This is a genomic window from Thioclava kandeliae (assembly GCF_040297545.1).
GTDB classification, from domain to species: Bacteria; Pseudomonadota; Alphaproteobacteria; order Rhodobacterales; family Rhodobacteraceae; genus Thioclava; species Thioclava kandeliae.
Genome location: NZ_JAYWLC010000006.1, coordinates 207,170 through 223,899, shown reverse-complemented (window position 1 = coordinate 223,899; position 16,730 = coordinate 207,170). Strand labels below are relative to the sequence as shown.

The window sequence follows — 16,730 nt, the reverse complement described above, 5'->3', positions numbered from 1 at the left end:
CCCAAACACCGCAACCCCTTTTTCAACGAAAATCATAAATTCATACAAAAATTCAAATAACATGCTGAAATATATGTATTTATTTCGATCAGTTTTATGACACAGCCACCATCCTGACACACCCGCCACACCGCCAAACCGGAATCACCACACACAAACATCAACGCAGATACGAGCGGGCGAACCTTCAGACCGACTTGACCCGCCCTCCGTCTCGCCGATCACAGTTGGCCGCGCGCGCCGGTCTGCGCTTGCCAAGTGCCGCTGTCGATGCACATTGTGTCCTCATGAGCCAGATAGATGCCCCCATTCATGATCCTCAGGATCTGCCCCCCGCGCTCGAACGCTATTTCGAGAGAAGCCGGATCGCACTTGCCCTCTCCGAAGTTGGCGAGGATGTCCCGTTATGTCTGGTCAATGACGCCTTCCTGGCGCTCACCGGCTACACACGCGAAGAGGTGCTGGGGATCAACTGCCGCTTCCTGCAAGGGGAGAAGAGCGACGCGGAAGACAAGGCCGAACTGAGCCGCTTCGTCCATGACGATATGCGTGACAGTGGACGTTTCCATGTTCTCAACTACCGCAAGGATGGCTCGACCTTCCATAACCTCGTTTTCATGTCGCGCCTGCGTGACGAGGATGGCGTCACACGCTACATGCTTGCCTCGCAATTCGACATGTCACCCGTGCTTGACCGTGCGCGGCTTGATTCGAATGACGTGACACTGGCGCGGAACCTGTCCGATATCGACAAGATCGCCAAGGAATACGGGCTCGCTATGATAAGTTCTGCCCAGTTGATCGCGGATTCGATTTCGTTGATTGCCCGTTTGAGTGTTCCAAGGACCTGAAGAGCCGATGGCCGAACTTGATAAAGACCGGATTTGCGTTGTAGGCATCGGTGCCTCGGCGGGCGGGTTGGAAGCGATCCGTGAAATGCTGGCGCAGGCCTCGCCGGATGCCAACCTTGCCTATGTCGTGATCCAGCATCTCGACCCCAATCACGAGAGTCTGCTCGCGGAACTGCTCGGGCGCCAGACATCATTACAGGTTACCCAGGCCACAGATGGGGTGACCATCGAGCGTGGGCGTGTCTATATCATCCCCCCCGGACACGGGCTTACAGTGCATAACCGCGTGCTCCACCTCACCGATTTCGCGCAACCGCGTGGCTTGCGCAGACCGATCGACGATTTCTTCGAGAGCCTCGCCCGCGATCAGGGGCGCTATGCCTCCTGTGTGATCCTGTCCGGCACCGGCGCCGATGGCAGTGCCGGTCTGCGTGCCATCAAGGAATTTGGCGGGCTATGTATCGCGCAGGATCCGGAATCGGCCAAATATGATGGGATGCCGATGTCGGCCAAGGCCACCGGGCTTGTCGACTTCATCCGCCCGCCCGGTCGCATCATCGAGACCATCAGCCAGTTCTATTCCCATAGCTCCCTGCAGTTCGATGACGACAAGCTCGGCCGTTCTATCGAGGAGCTGGTCCCTGATATCTGCGCCGTCGTGCGCAAGACCTCGGGTCACGACTTCACGCTCTACAAGGTCTCGACACTGGTGCGCCGGATCGAGCGACGTATCCGCGTTCTGGGGCTGGCCGATGCCATAGACTATCTGCGCCGCCTGCGGGTCGATCCGAACGAATGCGACAAGCTCTTCCGCGAGCTGCTGATCAATGTCACACGGTTCTTCCGCGATCCGGAACAGTTCGAGATCCTGCGCCAGCGCGTGGTGGAACCTCTGGTGCAGGAAAGCACCCGCGACGAGATCCGGATCTGGGCACCGGGCTGCTCGAGCGGCGAGGAGGCCTATTCTCTGGCCATGCTGTTCCACGATGCCCAGGCCCGCGCCGGACGTCACCAGCAGCTGCAGATCTTCGCCACCGATATCGACGAGCAGATGCTGCGCCTCGCGCGGCAAGGCACCTATCCGCAGGCCGCCCTTGCCGATATTCCCGAGCATTTCCGCGAACTGTATACGGTGGGCCGTGACGGCAAGTTCCAGATCACCTCGCAGCTGCGTGATTGCGTGCGCTTCTCGCTGCATAGCGTGGTCCGAGATCCGCCCTTCTCCAATATCGACCTCCTGTCCTGCCGCAACCTGCTGATCTATTTCGGCGACAAGCTGCAGGCCGAAGTCATGCCGATCTTCCATTTCGCCCTGCGTCCGGGAGGCACGCTGTTTCTGGGTCCTTCGGAAACGGTCGGCCAGTATGACAAGCATTTCACGCCCGCGACCGTGGGCGCGCGACTCTTTACCCGCGATGACAGCCGTTCGGGCTATCCGGGCATCATCAAGGGGCAAGTCGGCAATCCGCAAGCCGGCAAGACCGACATTACGAATTCCGATGACCGTCAGACAACACGCAGCATCGACACCACCGATGCCGAGACCCGCCTTCTGGCTGCCTACACCAACCCCGCGATGGTGGTTGACCGGTCCGGCCAGATCCTGAAGACAACGGGCAAGCTGGGCAAATATGTCGATTTCGATCTGATGGACACGCATGTGCGTCATGCGCAGTCTGTGGCCCGTCCGGGTCTGAAAGAGGCAATCTCTGCAGCGATCCGGCATGTGTCCGAGACCGGTCGCAAAACAGTAAACAGGAATCTGTCGGCGCATTCCGAATTCGGGCTACAGAACCTGGAACTGGTCGGCGAACCCCTTCCCGACCATACGGTGTTGCTGATCTTCCGCGACGAAGGGCGTTTCAGCCCGATCGACGATCATGATTATGACGATGTCGAACCCTCCGACAGCCATGTGCAGAGCCTCGAGGAAGAGCTGCGCGCCACCCGCGCGCGCCTGCATACCACGGTCGAGGAGCTGGAAACCGCCAATGAGGAGCTGAAAAGCTCGAACGAAGAAATGATGTCGATGAACGAGGAGCTCCAATCGACAAACGAGGAGCTCTCTACGGTCAATGACGAACTGAAGAACAAGATCGAAGAGCTTTCGGTCGCCAATGCCGATCTGCAGAACTTCTTTGCTTCGACCGCTTTGCCACTGATCGTGGTGGACCAGCGCCTGCATATCCGCAACTATACGGAATCGATCCTGACGCTCTATCCGTTCCGCCATGGCGACCGTGGCCGACCGTTGACCGATGTGACGAGCTATCTCTCCGAGAACGAGGAGATCTTCCACGCAGTCGAGCATGTGATCCGCAATCAGGAAGTGCAGCAGCTGACCGTCACCCAGCGCGAGAGCGACAAGACATGGTCTCTGGTGATCAACCCCTACCGGATCCGCAATGGCGAGATCGACGGGGCGACGCTGGTCTTTACCGATATCTCGCAGGCCTTGACGCTGGAACAGGAGCTGGCCCGCGAGGGCGAGCGCCTGAAGCTGGCACTGGATGTGGCGGGGCTGGGCGTCTGGGAATATGACCGCCGCTCGAACCTGCTGGACATGGATGCACGCTGCCGCTCGATGTTCCGCCTGACCGAAGAGGACGATCTGTCCAAGCCGCGCACATTGCTGCGCCATGTGCTACGCGAGGATCGCGAGATCCTGCGGCAGGGCCTGCGCCAGATGGCGGGGCCGGAAGGCGCGATGGATATCACAATCCGGATCGATACCAAAGATCTCTCGCCCCCCACGCTGAGGCTTGTCGGGCGCAGGCTGAACCATGATGCGCTGGGACGGCGCGTCGGGGTCATCTTCGATGTGACCGATGCGCAGGAAGCCATGCAGATCCGCGAGGCGATGCTGCGCGAGATGAATCACCGCGTGAAGAACATGTTCTCGATCATTTCGGGCATGACGCGGATCGCGGGACGCAAAGCCAGCTCGGTGCGTGAGTTCACCACCGAACTCGAGCGCCGGATCGCCGCCCTCGCACGGTCGCATTCGCTCACCCAATCGGGCAGCAATGGCCATGGGCTGATGCTGCGCGAGGTGGTGAAGGTCGCCCTCGAACCCTACGAGAAACAGGCTGTTCTGCGGATCGAAGGGCCTGATGTCTATGTCCAGACCAAGGAAATTAATGCGCTGTCCCTGCTTTTCCACGAATTGGCAACCAATGCAGCCAAATATGGGGTTCTGGGACCTGCGGATGGCACGCTACAAGTAACTTGGTCGGTGACCCGCCAAAACAAATTGATTCTTGAATGGAACGAACTCTACACATCGCGCGTTGAGCCCAGCGAATCGAAGATTGGAAACGGCTTCGGATCGACACTGATCAAACTGTCCGCCGCGCAACTGCATGGCGATATCGAGGTCGAAACGAGCGAAGAGAAACGAACCACTAGGCTAGGCTATGGGCTGTCAGACTAACGAGCATGTACAAAAAACGGTCCTGATCTGTGAAGACGAGCCCATTGTTGCAATGGATCTCGAGATGATGGTCGGGGATATGGGCTATCGGGTGATAGGCCCCTGCGCCTCGCGCTCCGAGGCGCGGCTGATGATTATCAAGGAACGCCCCGATGCGGCGATCCTCGACGTTCAACTGCGCGATGGCGAGGTATTCCCGCTGGCAAAGCGCCTCCATGAATGCGGCACGCGGCTCGTGTTCCAGTCCGGTCATAGCCGTGCCGAAGAGATCGAGGACCGTTTTCCTGGTGCGATCTTCTGCGAGAAGCCGGTCTGGGGGCACCAACTGGAGGAAGCCCTGCGCCAGTTCCTCGATAGCGAGCCGGAAACCGACGCGACCAACTGAACCCGTTTTAGTGTTCCGTTTGTAAGAAAGACCCGCATTACGGGTCTTTTTCTTTTGCCAAAATGGTGCTGGACAAGAAAAGGGCGCCAGTGGCGCCCTTCCTTATCAGTCGAATTCCGAGAGTTTCGGTCTTTTGCCAATGGTCACATGGTCGATATCCTCGGCCGCAAAGCCACGGATAAGCGACGGAATCATCATCGTCACGAGGATGAAAATCGGCAGCCCGACCACCGTGATCACCTGTTGCAGCGCCGTCAGACCGGCATCGCCCGCCAGAACGATCAGCATAACGGCCACCAGACCCTGTGCTACGCCCCAGAAGACGCGCTGAGGCACCGGGCCTGGTTCTGGCGTGCCGGTGCAGAGCATATCCACCACCAGCGAGGCCGAATCCGCCGAAGTTGCAAAGAAAATCGCCACGATCACCACGCCGAAGCCCTGCAGGAACCCCGACCAGGGGAAATGCTCGAAGAAGGCGAACATCGCCAACGGGACAGAATTGGCCACCGCTTCGCTGATCTGGCCTGCCTGATCGCCCATCGCGGCCCGCGCCGCCGATCCGATCCCGTCGAACTCCATCGCCTGCCAGCCGAAAATGGCGAACCAGATGAGGGTGAAGAGCGAGGGCGCGGCCAGCACACCAAAAACGAACTCGCGGATCGTGCGCCCGCGCGAGATCCGCGCGACGAACAGACCGATGAAGGGCGACCATGTGACGGTCCATGCCCAGTAGAACACCGTCCAGCTACCCTGCCAGCCCCAACCGGGCGTGGCTGGGTTCTCGTCGGCCAGCATATCGTTCCAGAAGGCAAGCCGCGGCAGATTGTCGAAATAGAGCCCGAAGGTCTCGACGATCCCGCGCAGCAGGAACAATGTCGAGCCTGTCACCAGCACGAAGACCATCAGCGCCACGGCCATACCGATATTGAGATTCGACAGGAACTTTACGCCCTTGTCGAGCCCTGCGGTGATCGACAGAACGGCGACCGCCGTCAGGACGGTCAGGATGATGACCTTCAGCACCGTGCCATCTTCCAGTCCGAAGAGCGCCGAGAGGCCAGCCGCAATCTGGCTGGAGCCAAGCCCGAGCGAGACCGCCACACCGAACAACGTGCCCAGAATGGACGCAATATCGATAGCCTTGCCAATAGGGCCGTAGATCCGCTCTTTCAGGAGGGGATAGAAGACCGAACTTACGCGGATCGGAAGGTCGTAACGGTTGATGAAATAGGCAAATGCCAGCCCCGGAAGGGTGAAAATTGTCCATGTATGCAGACCGAGGTGATAGATCGCGATCGACATCGCGTCATCGGCGGCCTGCGCGCTATAGGGCTCGACCCCCGGAAGAGGCGGGTTCGAGAAATGGCTGATCGGTTCGGCCACACCCCAGAACATCAGCACCGTGCCGATACCACCGGCAAAGAGCATCGTGAACCAGCTGAGATTGGAATATTCGGGACGGGAATCGCGCGGCCCTAGCCGGATATGGCCGTGGCGCGACATGGCGGCCCAGATCAGGAACCCAAGCCAGACATTGACCCCGAGGATAAAGAACCACCCCAGATTAACGGTGATCCATTCGCGCCCCGCAGCGAAAGCATCGCCGATCGGGCCCGGTGCGATCACCAGAAGCAGAACAAAGACAACCGTGAAGATTGCCGAGATGAAGAAGATATAAGGATCGGTTCGCAAACCGAGCTTGCGCACAAGAGACTGCACGTCGTTCCCCCTGTTTCGGGCCTGCCGGAGATTACCGCACAGGCATTGCGTTTCTTGAACGTCGTCGTTCGTGGCCGGATGCGGGATCCGGTCCATGGCGCATCATTACCTAGCGCAGATTGCCCCCAAACCCAACCGCAGGCCAGAAAACCCGCAAAAACATTCAAAAAAGGCCGCATCCTTGCGGATACGGCCCTTTCCAGATGCGTTATCGCATGTCGTTTCCGTCAGACCGGCGGTTTGCCACGGACCGCACGGGCGACCATCGCAACCACGAACAGGATCAGGAAGACGACGAAGAGGATCTGAGCGATCCCGGCAGATGCGCCAGCAATGCCGCCAAAACCAAGAGCGGCAGCAATCAGCGCGATGATCAGAAATGTAAGAGCCCAGCCAAGCATAGGAGCCTCCATTGAGTGTTTCTAAGCAATTATCTTGCGTTCTGGCAGGTCAACGCCGGCTTTCCGGCCAAGGTTCCCTGAAAAGATCGCCGCTTCCTACTGGAACCCAATGGCCTCATCAGGCGTTCGCGCATGGTCTGTCTTTCCGCAGCCTTCGCCCCAGCACGCGATAGCTTGACGGAAAATATCGCCGGACATGCCCTCGGGAGACGGGAACCTTCCTGCAGGACCGGCGTTGGGTATTCAGAAGCGGGTCGGATGACCGCGCCTCGAGATAGAGACGACCAGAAACGAGACGATTATGACCGAGCATAACCCCGAAAACACGTCCAGCGTCGGAACCGGCCTGACCGATACCGCGCTGCGTGCCTTCGAGAAAGGGCGCCAGCTTGGTCGTGACGAGATGGCCTTTGCCCGCGCCGAGATCGCGCAGGCCGGGTCCAATCTGCGCGTTGCTGCGATCTGCCTGGGTGTGGCTTTTGCCACGGCCATCGCATTGCTCGGCGCGCTGACGCAGACATTGATCTTTGCGATCCAGACCGCGGGCCTTGCGCCTGTCTGGGCGGCGCTGATCACCACTGCGATCCTCCTCGTTCTTGGTGGTCTTCTTGCGCTGCGGGCCTTTGTGCTTTTGCGCCGCGCGGCCGCCACCCCGCAAACCATCATTACCAAAATCTCTGCCGATCTGCAGAATCTCAAGGAGAGCCTGAAATGAGCGAGAAAACTACTCTTAAAGAAATCGAGAGCCGTCTGAACCAAGACAAGGCCGATCTGGCAGGCACGCTGGCCGATCTGACCGGCCGCGTTGCACCGGGCCTTCTGGCGGATCATGTGTCTGACTTCATCCGCGAGAACGCGACCCCCTATGCGAAACGTGCCGAAGCAACGATCCGCGAAAATCCGGTGGCCTTCGCGCTGGCGGGTGCCGGTCTGGCATGGTTCCTGCTGGGCCGCAAGAATGGCACCGAAGACAGCAAGACCGAAGAGGCCGTGCAGACCGCTGACACCGTTGCCGAGGACTGGTCCGACGAGATCGACCGCCTGCGTGCCAGCGCGACCCTCTGTCTGCGCGAACTGGAGAACGAAGCCGCCGATGACAAGCAGTCGGGCCGCGATTTCGTGAAAGAACGCGCCGAAACCATCTCGAAATTCTCGGGAGATGTGCGGGCGAAGCTGTCGAAAGATCTCGACGAGCTTTCGGCGGAGACCCGTAAGCGAGTGATCGAAGCGCGCGAGCGCGCCTACGCCGCCAAGCTGAAAGCGCAGGAATACGGCACCCGTGCCGCAACCGAGACGCGCCAGTTTGTGGCCGACCATCCGGTCGTGATCGCAGTGCTCGGCCTGGCCGTGGGCGCAGCCGTGATCGCAGCGCTACCCAAGGACAGGCTGCGCAACTCGGCCGCTGGTCCCTATATCGACCGCGCGAAAGAGGAAGCCCTTTCCTTTTACCGCGAAGAGAAAAAGCGCGCCGAAGAACTCGCCGCCCGCCTGAAAAAGGAAGCCTATGACGCTGCGCGCGATGTTGCACGCGCAGCGGAGAAAGAGGGCTCCGATCTGGGCGACCGTCTGGCAGAGGAATTTTCCAAAGAGGCAAGCGCTTCGGTTAAGAACCTCCGCAGCCATCTGCACGCCAATGGCGTGGCGCATTGAGCAACGATATATCGTGAAACGGAAAGCCGGGATTTTCCCGGCTTTTCTATTGCCGGAAAACTACTCAACATACTGATATAGTTATTAATATTGTCAGGAACAATTCCTGAAACCCGCGCGTTGGGCGCAAAACAGAGGATATCTTCATGAGTCGCCTAGAGACCCTGTCACGGATCGCCATCATCCTTATCGGAGCGATCGGCGTTGTCTTTGCGCTTGTGCAGGTGGAAAGCATCTTTGCCCCGATGATACTGGCTCTTGTCGCGGGCATCGTCCTTTCACCCGTTTCCGACACATGGGAGAGAATGGGGTTTTCGCAGGTCTGGGGTGCGATGACTTCGATACTGTTTTCACTACTGATTGTGGCGATGGTCTTCCTGATCTTCCAGCCACTGGTCTATCAGATCGTCGATCAGGCGCCTAAGGTCTGGCAGGATATGCGCTCAACCATCGACAGCTACAAGGATGCGATTCAGAACCTCAATTCCATGAGTGACCGCATTCAGGAAGCTGTCAGCGATACTGCGGCCAAGGCGGGCGAGGACAAGGGCGGCGTGCAGATGCCAACCCTTTCGGATGCGCTGATGCTGGCGCCATCATTTTTCGCACAGTTTCTGGTGTTTATCGGGACGCTCTTCTTCTTCCTGCTGACCCGCAACGAGATCTACGCATGGGCCGCGCGCCATCTGTCGGAACCCGCCGAGCGCGCCTCCACCGCCAAACGCCTGCGGGCCGCAGAGCGGAAAGTGTCGCGCTATTTCCTGACCATCACGGTGGTGAATGCGGGGCTGGGCGTCGCAACCGGTGTGGTGCTGACAGCGCTTGGTATGCCCGGTGCCATGCTCTGGGGGCTTGTGGCCTTCCTCATCAACTATGTCCTCTATATCGGCCCTGCCTGCCTGATCGTGGCACTCCTCTTTGCGGGTGTGGCGGCCTTTGACGGGTTCTATGCGGTGCTGCCTGCATTGCTCTATGCCTGCCTCAACGGATGTGAGGGCCAGTTTATTACCCCTGCCATGATCGGCAAACATATGCGCCTGAACCCGCTTCTGGTCTTCCTCGCGCTGATCTTCGGGATCTGGCTCTGGGGTCCGGTGGGCGGTATCGTCGCCATTCCGCTGCTGCTCTGGGGACTGGTGCTGACGAACAGCATGCCCGAAAGTCAGGCAGAGCGGCTGATGGCCACCAAGATTGCCGAATAAGACTTTCGTGAAGACCCTTGGGTTAGGCTGCATTTCGCGGTAGTGGCAGAGTTCCGGTCGCAGCCCACCCGGATGTCTTCAAAACAGGGAAGTCTTCATGAAAACCATCGTCATCTGTTCCGGCGGCCTCGATTCCGTCACCCTTGCCGACAAGATTTCCGCCGAGCATGAGCTTGTCGGGCTCGTTTCCTTCGATTACGGCCAGCGCCATCGCAAGGAGCTGGATTATGCCGCCCGTGCTGCAGAGCGTCTTGGTGTGAAACACGACATCATCGACATGCGCGGCATCGGCGCGTCCCTGACCGGATCCGCGCTGACCGATGATGTTGACGTGCCAGACGGCCATTATGCCGAAGAGACGATGCGTATTACCGTGGTCCCCAACCGCAATGCGATCATGTTGACCATCGCTTTCGGGATTGCGGCAGCGCGCCAAGCCGATGCCGTGGCAACGGCCGTGCATGGCGGCGACCATTTCATCTATCCCGACTGCCGCCCCGCCTTTACCGAGGCATTCGAGGCCATGCAGAAACAGGCACTGGATGGCTATGCCGATGTGTCACTTTACACGCCCTTCGTGCGGGTGCCGAAATCGGCAATCGTCGAGGAAGGCGCGCGGTTGGGCACGGATTTTGCGCAGACATGGTCCTGCTACAAGGGCGGCGCGCATCATTGCGGGCGTTGCGGCACCTGTGTCGAACGGCGCGAGGCCTTCGATCTGGCGGGCGTTACCGATCCGACCGTCTATGACGATCCCGATTTCTGGAAAGCAGCCGTAGAAAAGGCGCGCTGATCACTTCGCCTTCGGGCGGAAGGCTTTGATTTTGGCGGGGTCTGTCTCGATATACCCCGCCCCGATCAGATCGAGGCAATAGGGCACCGCCGCAAAGACGCGGTTGAGACAGGTCGCAATGGCCGAGGGCTTGCCCGGCAGCGTGATGATCAGGGATTTTCCGGCAATGCCAGCGGTCTGACGCGAGAGGATCGCGGTCGGGACCTCTTCGAGCGAGGCGCGGCGCATCTCCTCGCCAAAACCCAGCAATTCCTTCTCCATCACATCGGCCACGCCTTCGGGCGTTTCATCGCGGGGCGCAGGCCCCGTGCCGCCGGTGACAAGGATCAGATCAGCCTCGAGGGCCACCAATTCGCGCAGCTTTTCTGCCACGCTCTCGCGCCCATCGGGGATGATATGACGCGTAATGCTTAGCGGCGAGGTGACCACGCCGCCAAGCCAGTCCTCGCAGCCCGGACCGCCCTTGTCTTCGTATTCTCCCGCAAAGGCGCGGTCGGAGACGGTGACGATGGCGGCATGGGGCTGCGATTTGCTCATTTTGCCACGCGAGCGTTGCGGGTGGCGATCAGCTTCAGGCGCAGGGCGTTCAGGTTGATGAAGCCCGCCGCGTCTTTCTGGTCATAGGCGCCTGCATCTTCCTCGAAGGTCACATGCTTCTCGGAATACAGCGAATAGTCCGACCAGCGCGCCACGGTGCGCGACGCGCCCTTGAACAGCATCAGCTTCACAGTGCCGGTGACATATTCCTGCGTCTTGTCGATCAGCGCCTGCAGCGCCTCGCGCTCGGGCGAGAACCAGAAGCCGTTATAGATCAGCTCGGCATAGCGCGGCATAATCGAATCCTTCAGGTGGCCTGCGCCGGAATCGAGCGTGATCTGCTCGATGCCACGGTGCGCTTCCAGCAGGATGGTGCCGCCGGGGGTCTCGTAGACGCCGCGCGACTTCATCCCGACAAAGCGATTTTCCACGAAGTCAAGACGGCCGATGCCGTGCTTCTTGCCCAGCTCGTTGAGCTTGGTCAGGATCGTTGCGGGGCTCATCGCCTCGCCATTGATCGAGACGGCATCGCCCTTCTCGAACCCGATCTCGATATATTCGGGCTCGTTGGGAGCGTCGAGAACCGGATCATTGGTGCGCTGGTAGACGTAATCGGGCGCCATATCGCCCGGATTTTCCAGAACCTTACCCTCGGACGAGGTGTGCAGCAGGTTCGCGTCGACCGAGAACGGTGCCTCGCCACGCTTGTCTTTAGCAATCGGGATCTGGTTCTTCTCGGCGAAGCCCAGCAGGGCCGTGCGCGAATGCAGATCCCACTCGCGCCACGGCGCGATGACCTTGATCTTGGGGTTAAGCGCATAGGCCGACAGCTCGAAACGAACCTGATCGTTGCCTTTACCGGTCGCGCCATGCGCCACCGCATCAGCGCCGGTCGCTTCCGCGATCTCGACGAGACGCTTGGAGATCAGCGGACGCGCGATCGAGGTGCCGAGCAGATAGAGACCTTCATAAACCGCATTGGCGCGGAACATCGGGAAGACGAAATCGCGCACGAATTCCTCGCGCACGTCTTCGATGAAGATATTCTCGGGCTTGATGCCCAGCAGCTCGGCCTTCTTGCGCGCGGGGTCCAGCTCTTCGCCCTGCCCCAGATCGGCGGTGAAGGTCACGACCTCGCAGCCATATTCGGTTTGGAGCCATTTGAGGATGATCGAGGTATCGAGGCCGCCGGAATAGGCGAGCACGACTTTCTTGGGCGCGGACATTGACATCTCCCGAGGAACAGATTTTGACGTGGGGATAGAGCGTTTTTTTCTGTGCCACAAGGGGCGGGGCGGGTTTCCTCCCATCAAATGCGCTCTCTGGCGCCGATGTTTGCCGGAATGGCCTGAAAAGCGGCACCCGATTGCGCAGATCCCGTGCCAAGCCGATTGACAATCTGCCGCAGGCTTAGGATCACGGGGACCATATAGCCATAGGCGCACTCCTATCACCGATTTGGCTTGCCCCCTGACCAAACAAGCGATCCGATACGCCATGACCGATTTTGCCCTCAATGCCCAAGCCTCCGCCCGCGCGCTGCGCGATCTGTTTGAACCTACGCCGCTTTTGCGCAACGACTTTCTGTCGGAGCGCTACGGGGCGGAGATCTGGCTCAAGCGCGAGGATCTGACGCCCGTGCGCAGCTACAAGCTGCGCGGCGCCTTCACCGCCATGCGCAAGCTGCGGGCCGCAGATCCTACCGCGGATCATTTCGTCTGCGCGAGCGCGGGCAATCACGCGCAGGGTCTGGCCTATGCCTGCCGCCATTTCGGAGTGAAGGGCACGATCTTCATGCCGGTGACCACGCCACAGCAGAAGATCGACAAAACCCGCAGCTTTGGCGGCGAGAATGTCGAGATTGTCCTGACGGGCGATTATTTCGACGACACACTGGCCGCGAGCCAGACCTTCTGCACCGAGGCGGGCGCGCATTTTCTGGCGCCTTTCGACAATGGTGACGTGATCGAAGGTCAGGCCACCGTGGCCGTGGAAATGCTCGATCAGCTCGGCCATGCGCCCGATTTCGTGACGATCCCCGTGGGCGGTGGCGGCCTTTCGGCAGGTGTGACGCGTTATCTGGGCGCGGCGAGCCCTAGCACCCAATTCCGCTATGTCGAGCCGATGGGCGGGCGCAGCCTGCATGCCGCCCTAGAGGCGGGCAAGCTTGTGACACTGCCGCATGTCGATAGTTTCGTCGATGGCGCTGCCGTGGCGCGGATCGGCCAGACGCCTTTCGAAACATTGCGTGCCATTCCTGCCGATCACGTCCTCGGCGCACCGGAAGACCGGATCTGCCGGACCATGCTGGAATTGCTCAATGTCGAGGGCATCGTGCTCGAGCCCGCCGGGGCGATGTCGATCGATATGTTGCAAGACATGCGTGAGGAGATCGCAGGCAAGACGGTGGTCTGTATCGTCTCGGGCGGGAATTTCGATTTCGAGCGGCTTCCTGATGTGAAGGAGCGGGCGCAACGCTACTCGGGGCTTAAGAAATATTTCATCCTGCGTATGCCCCAACGCCCCGGCGCGCTGAAAGACTTCCTGCAAATGCTCGGACCGCAGGACGACATCGCGCGTTTCGAATATCTGAAGAAATCCGCGCGGAATTTCGGATCTGTGCTGATCGGGATTGAAACCCGTGATCCGACCAGCTTTGGCCGCCTGACGCAACAGTTGGACGAGGCAGGCTTTTTCTATCGCGACATTACCGAAGACGCGATCCTCGCGGAGTTTCTGATCTAATCCCGCTCGGGGACTTCGGCATCGAAACATCGGCCGCTTTCGGGGCCGATGTTTTATGTCCAGCGGTTCAGGCCGCGCTCAGGAACTCGTTTACCCGCGCCATGAAATCCTTCTTCGATGCGGAATAGACATCGAGAACGGCCTGGATATCGACATCGCCGGAGCGGCCCATTGCCGCCAGACGCTCGCCTTCCTGACACATGACGCCGAACGCGCGGAACCCCAGATTCCATGCAGAGCCCTTGAGGAAATGCAGATCCTCCTCGAGCCTGTCCGGACGCGTTCCCAATTTCATAACAACGCCTTCGACTTCATCCATAAACAGCTCGACGACTTCGCCGAAGCCATCAGAACCGATTTCGGATTGCAACTCGGCAACCCGATCCCAATCAATCATCTCAACCTCCACCAAAGGGCATCACCACCTTGCTTGAGGCTAGGCAATAAAGCTTGCCAAAAACTTAAGCTCGGAAACTTACTCGGGTTTACCCCAAATTAAGACTGCCTGCGCCAAAGATGGCCAACAGTAGTGTTACGAGGAGCGGAATCGGCTTGCAGGATCCTCTGTATAAGCTTTCGACGGCAACACCCAAGCCGGACGAGACTGCGCGTCGCAGTGTGCTTGTTGTCGATGACAGCAAGATGCAGCGCCGCATTCTCTCGGCGCAGCTATCGCGGTCTGGATATGACGTGACAGAAGCGGCCTCTGCCGAAGAAGCCCTTGAAATATGTAACCAGTTCGAACCCGATATCGTCATCTCCGACTGGATGATGACAGGAATGTCCGGCGTCGACTTCTGCCGCAAATTCCGCGAGATGCAGCGGAGCAGCTATGGGTATTTCATCCTCCTGACCTCGAAATCCGAAAAAGCCGAGGTCGCTTTAGGTCTGCAAAGCGGGGCGGATGATTTCCTGTCCAAGCCCGTAAACGGGAATGAACTGCGCGCCCGTCTGCAAGCGGGCGACCGTATCTTGCGCATGGAACGGGAACTGACCCGCAAGAACCAGCTACTGAGTTCGACGCTGGATGAGCTGAAATCCGTCCATGACGGAATCAGGCGCGATCTGTCCGAGGCACGCCAGTTGCAACAGAGCCTCGTCAAGGAGCGCTACCGGAGCTTCGGGAGTTCCGAGGTGACCCTGATGCTACGCCCCTGCGGACAGGTCGGCGGCGATCTGGTGGGCTTTTTCCCGATCAACGCCCGTCGCGTCGGTCTCTACGGGATCGATGTCTCGGGCCACGGGATCACCTCGGCGCTGATGACGGCTCGTCTTGCGGGCTATCTCTCGGGCTCCTCGCCCGACCAGAATATCGCGCTCGTGCTGTCGGATTTCGGGATCTACGAAGGTATGGATCCGGGCGAGTTGGCAGGTTATCTCAACAAACTCGTGCTCGACGAGATGCAGACCGAGAGCTATTTCACGCTGGTCTATGCGGATGTCGACCTGGTCTCGGGCGAAGTCCAGATGGTGCAGGGCGGGCACCCCCATCCCGTGAAACAGAGGGTGGATGGCACGGTCGAACATCTCGGGCAAGGCGGCCTGCCCGTCGGCCTGATCGAGGAGGCGCAATACGAGACCTTCTCCACCATCCTCGCGCCGGGCGAGCGGCTCATCCTGATGTCGGATGGTATCACCGAAGCCACCGCACCTGACGGTCAGCTCCTGATGGAGAACGGGCTCGACGGGATGCTCCAAAAGCTCTCGGGCCTCAATGGCAATGCGTTTCTCGACGCGCTCTATTGGGAGGTCGAGAACTATGCCGATGGCAGCCTGACCGATGACGTCTCGGCGGTGTTCTTCGAATTCAATGGCGCGAAGCGTAACGCGGACTGAGCCTTACGGCTCCCGCAACGCTTCGCGCGACTTATAGAGCGGCTTCAGAAGATATTGCAGGATCGTCTTCTCGCCCGTATGCAGCTCGACCGTGGCCTGCATACCGGGCCGGATTTCGAGATTGCGCTGGCGCTCGGTCAGATCATCCAGATCCACGCTCAGCGTCACCTTGTAATGCGGCTGGGCATTCGGATCCTTGTCATCCTTGAACGTATCGGCCGACACCACGACCACCTGCCCCTGAAGACTGCCATAAATCGTATAGTCATAAGCCGATAGCTTGATGGTCGCGTCCTGACCGGCACGGACATTGGCGATATCCTTGGGCGCGATCTCTGCATCGATATAAAGTTCTTCGCCCTCGGGAATGATCTGCATAATCTGCTGGCCGGGCTGAACGACACCGCCGATAGTGGTCACCGACAGCTGGTTGACGATGCCGCGCATCGGCGCCACCAGCGTCGTCCGTCCCAACTGGTCTTCGGACAGTTTCAGCTGCTGGCGCAGCGTCCCCAGCTTCGAGAGCGTATCGGAGTAATCCGAAGCGCGGTCCAGATCGGTCTTGGTCAGGATCTCGTTGAGCTGGTTCTGCGCATCCTCGAAAGCCTTGCGCGATTTCGTCACCTCGATCAGCGGCGCGACCTGTTTGTCATACATCCGCTCGACAAGATCCCGCTCGGCCTTGGCCTGCTTGATGACCGCTTTCGCACCCGAAACGCGGGCATGGTAATCCTCGAGCCGAGCCTCCAGCAGCCCCGATTCAGACGCAATCATATCCGGCACTAACTTGATCTGCTCCTTGGTCGGATTGAAGACGAGCGTGTCGTTCATCTCCGCTTCCAACCGCAATTGCCGCACCTCGAGCGCCGCGATCTGGTCGCGCAGATCATCGGTCTGGGTCTGGTATTGCGTGGCAAAAAGCTTGGCCAGAACCTGCCCTGCATCGACATGATCGCCCTCGGCCACATCCAGTTCGGCAAGGATACCGCCCTCGAGGTTCTGGATGATCTGCGGACGCGAAGAGGAGACGATCTCACCTGGACCGCGCACGATCTGATCGACCCAGGCCATCGAGGCCCAGACCAGAAACACCGCAAGCGCGATACCGACCAGCCAGACCGTCAGACTCATCCGCTTGGTGCGGGTGACAATCACGCTGGGATCGATCGTGGCCATTT

15 protein-coding genes are annotated in these 16,730 nt (G+C 59.5%); 9 read left to right on the top strand and 6 right to left on the bottom strand.

The annotated features are described in order from the left end of the window. Positions 1–287 precede the first annotated feature (287 nt). Genes VSX56_RS10140 through VSX56_RS10130 form a run of 3 tightly spaced genes read left to right on the top strand, consistent with a single transcriptional unit; the run spans position 288 to position 4,669 of the window. Complete coding sequence (locus VSX56_RS10140; protein ID WP_350936815.1) at positions 288–851, top strand: PAS domain-containing protein; 564 nt, start codon at positions 288–290, stop codon at positions 849–851. 7 nt (positions 852–858) lie between these two features. Beyond that, positions 859–4,284: a chemotaxis protein CheB gene (locus tag VSX56_RS10135; protein ID WP_350936813.1), complete on the top strand. Its 3,426-nt coding sequence runs from the start codon at positions 859–861 to the stop codon at positions 4,282–4,284. After that, on the top strand, positions 4,268–4,669 hold the full coding sequence (locus VSX56_RS10130; RefSeq protein WP_350936811.1) for a response regulator: 402 nt from the start codon (positions 4,268–4,270) through the stop codon (positions 4,667–4,669). Before VSX56_RS10135 ends, VSX56_RS10130 begins: the two co-directional genes overlap by 17 nt. Positions 4,670–4,774: 105 nt before the next feature. Here VSX56_RS10130 and VSX56_RS10125 read toward each other — a convergent pair whose 3' ends face one another. Together VSX56_RS10125 and VSX56_RS10120 are read right to left on the bottom strand one after the other, a co-directional pair. Continuing rightward, positions 4,775–6,388 (bottom strand): BCCT family transporter, encoded by a 1,614-nt coding sequence (locus VSX56_RS10125; RefSeq protein WP_339113857.1) that lies wholly within the window; start codon positions 6,386–6,388, stop codon positions 4,775–4,777. A gap of 227 nt (positions 6,389–6,615) precedes the next feature. Further along, complete coding sequence (locus VSX56_RS10120; RefSeq protein ID WP_038075379.1) at positions 6,616–6,789, bottom strand: DUF1328 domain-containing protein; 174 nt, start codon at positions 6,787–6,789, stop codon at positions 6,616–6,618. Positions 6,790–7,090: 301 nt separating this feature from the next. On the opposite strand from VSX56_RS10120, the gene VSX56_RS10115 reads away from it, so the two are divergent. The 4 genes from VSX56_RS10115 (at position 7,091) to queC (ending at position 10,434) form a co-directional block, all read left to right on the top strand. Then, the gene (locus VSX56_RS10115) at positions 7,091–7,504 is read left to right on the top strand and encodes a phage holin family protein (RefSeq protein ID WP_339113858.1); all 414 of its coding nucleotides are present in this window, start codon (positions 7,091–7,093) and stop codon (positions 7,502–7,504) included. Beyond that, positions 7,501–8,439: a hypothetical protein gene (locus VSX56_RS10110; RefSeq protein WP_350936808.1), complete on the top strand. Its 939-nt coding sequence runs from the start codon at positions 7,501–7,503 to the stop codon at positions 8,437–8,439. The genes VSX56_RS10115 and VSX56_RS10110 overlap by 4 nt, the downstream gene beginning before the upstream one ends. Before the next feature lie 146 nt (positions 8,440–8,585). Then, positions 8,586–9,641, top strand: a complete 1,056-nt coding sequence (locus tag VSX56_RS10105; RefSeq protein WP_339113860.1) for an AI-2E family transporter — start codon at positions 8,586–8,588, stop codon at positions 9,639–9,641. Between the two features lie 97 nt (positions 9,642–9,738). Continuing rightward, on the top strand, positions 9,739–10,434 hold the full coding sequence (gene queC, locus VSX56_RS10100; protein WP_339113861.1) for a 7-cyano-7-deazaguanine synthase QueC: 696 nt from the start codon (positions 9,739–9,741) through the stop codon (positions 10,432–10,434). Here the strand turns inward: queC and mog are convergent, their stop codons facing one another. Both mog and VSX56_RS10090 read right to left on the bottom strand, forming a co-directional pair. Then, on the bottom strand, positions 10,435–10,971 hold the full coding sequence (mog, locus tag VSX56_RS10095; protein ID WP_350936804.1) for a molybdopterin adenylyltransferase: 537 nt from the start codon (positions 10,969–10,971) through the stop codon (positions 10,435–10,437). Beyond that, positions 10,968–12,197, bottom strand: a complete 1,230-nt coding sequence (locus tag VSX56_RS10090) for an argininosuccinate synthase (protein WP_350936802.1) — start codon at positions 12,195–12,197, stop codon at positions 10,968–10,970. Before VSX56_RS10090 ends, mog begins: the two co-directional genes overlap by 4 nt. Positions 12,198–12,468: 271 nt before the next feature. Between VSX56_RS10090 and ilvA the strand changes: the two genes are divergently transcribed. Then, positions 12,469–13,716, top strand: a complete 1,248-nt coding sequence (gene ilvA, locus VSX56_RS10085; RefSeq protein WP_339113864.1) for a threonine ammonia-lyase IlvA — start codon at positions 12,469–12,471, stop codon at positions 13,714–13,716. A gap of 67 nt (positions 13,717–13,783) precedes the next feature. Here the strand turns inward: ilvA and VSX56_RS10080 are convergent, their stop codons facing one another. Continuing rightward, a complete protein-coding gene (locus VSX56_RS10080; RefSeq protein ID WP_339113865.1) occupies positions 13,784–14,113 on the bottom strand; it encodes an Hpt domain-containing protein in 330 nt (109 codons plus the stop codon). Positions 14,114–14,268: 155 nt separating this feature from the next. Here VSX56_RS10080 and VSX56_RS10075 point away from each other — a divergent pair, with 155 nt between their 5' ends. Beyond that, positions 14,269–15,552 (top strand): PP2C family protein-serine/threonine phosphatase, encoded by a 1,284-nt coding sequence (locus VSX56_RS10075; RefSeq protein ID WP_339113866.1) that lies wholly within the window; start codon positions 14,269–14,271, stop codon positions 15,550–15,552. A gap of 3 nt (positions 15,553–15,555) precedes the next feature. Here VSX56_RS10075 and VSX56_RS10070 read toward each other — a convergent pair whose 3' ends face one another. Then, positions 15,556–16,728 carry an HlyD family type I secretion periplasmic adaptor subunit gene (locus VSX56_RS10070; RefSeq protein ID WP_350936799.1) on the bottom strand — a complete coding sequence of 391 codons (1,173 nt, stop codon included), beginning with the start codon at positions 16,726–16,728 and terminating at the stop codon, positions 15,556–15,558. Between the last annotated feature and the right edge of the window lie 2 nt (positions 16,729–16,730).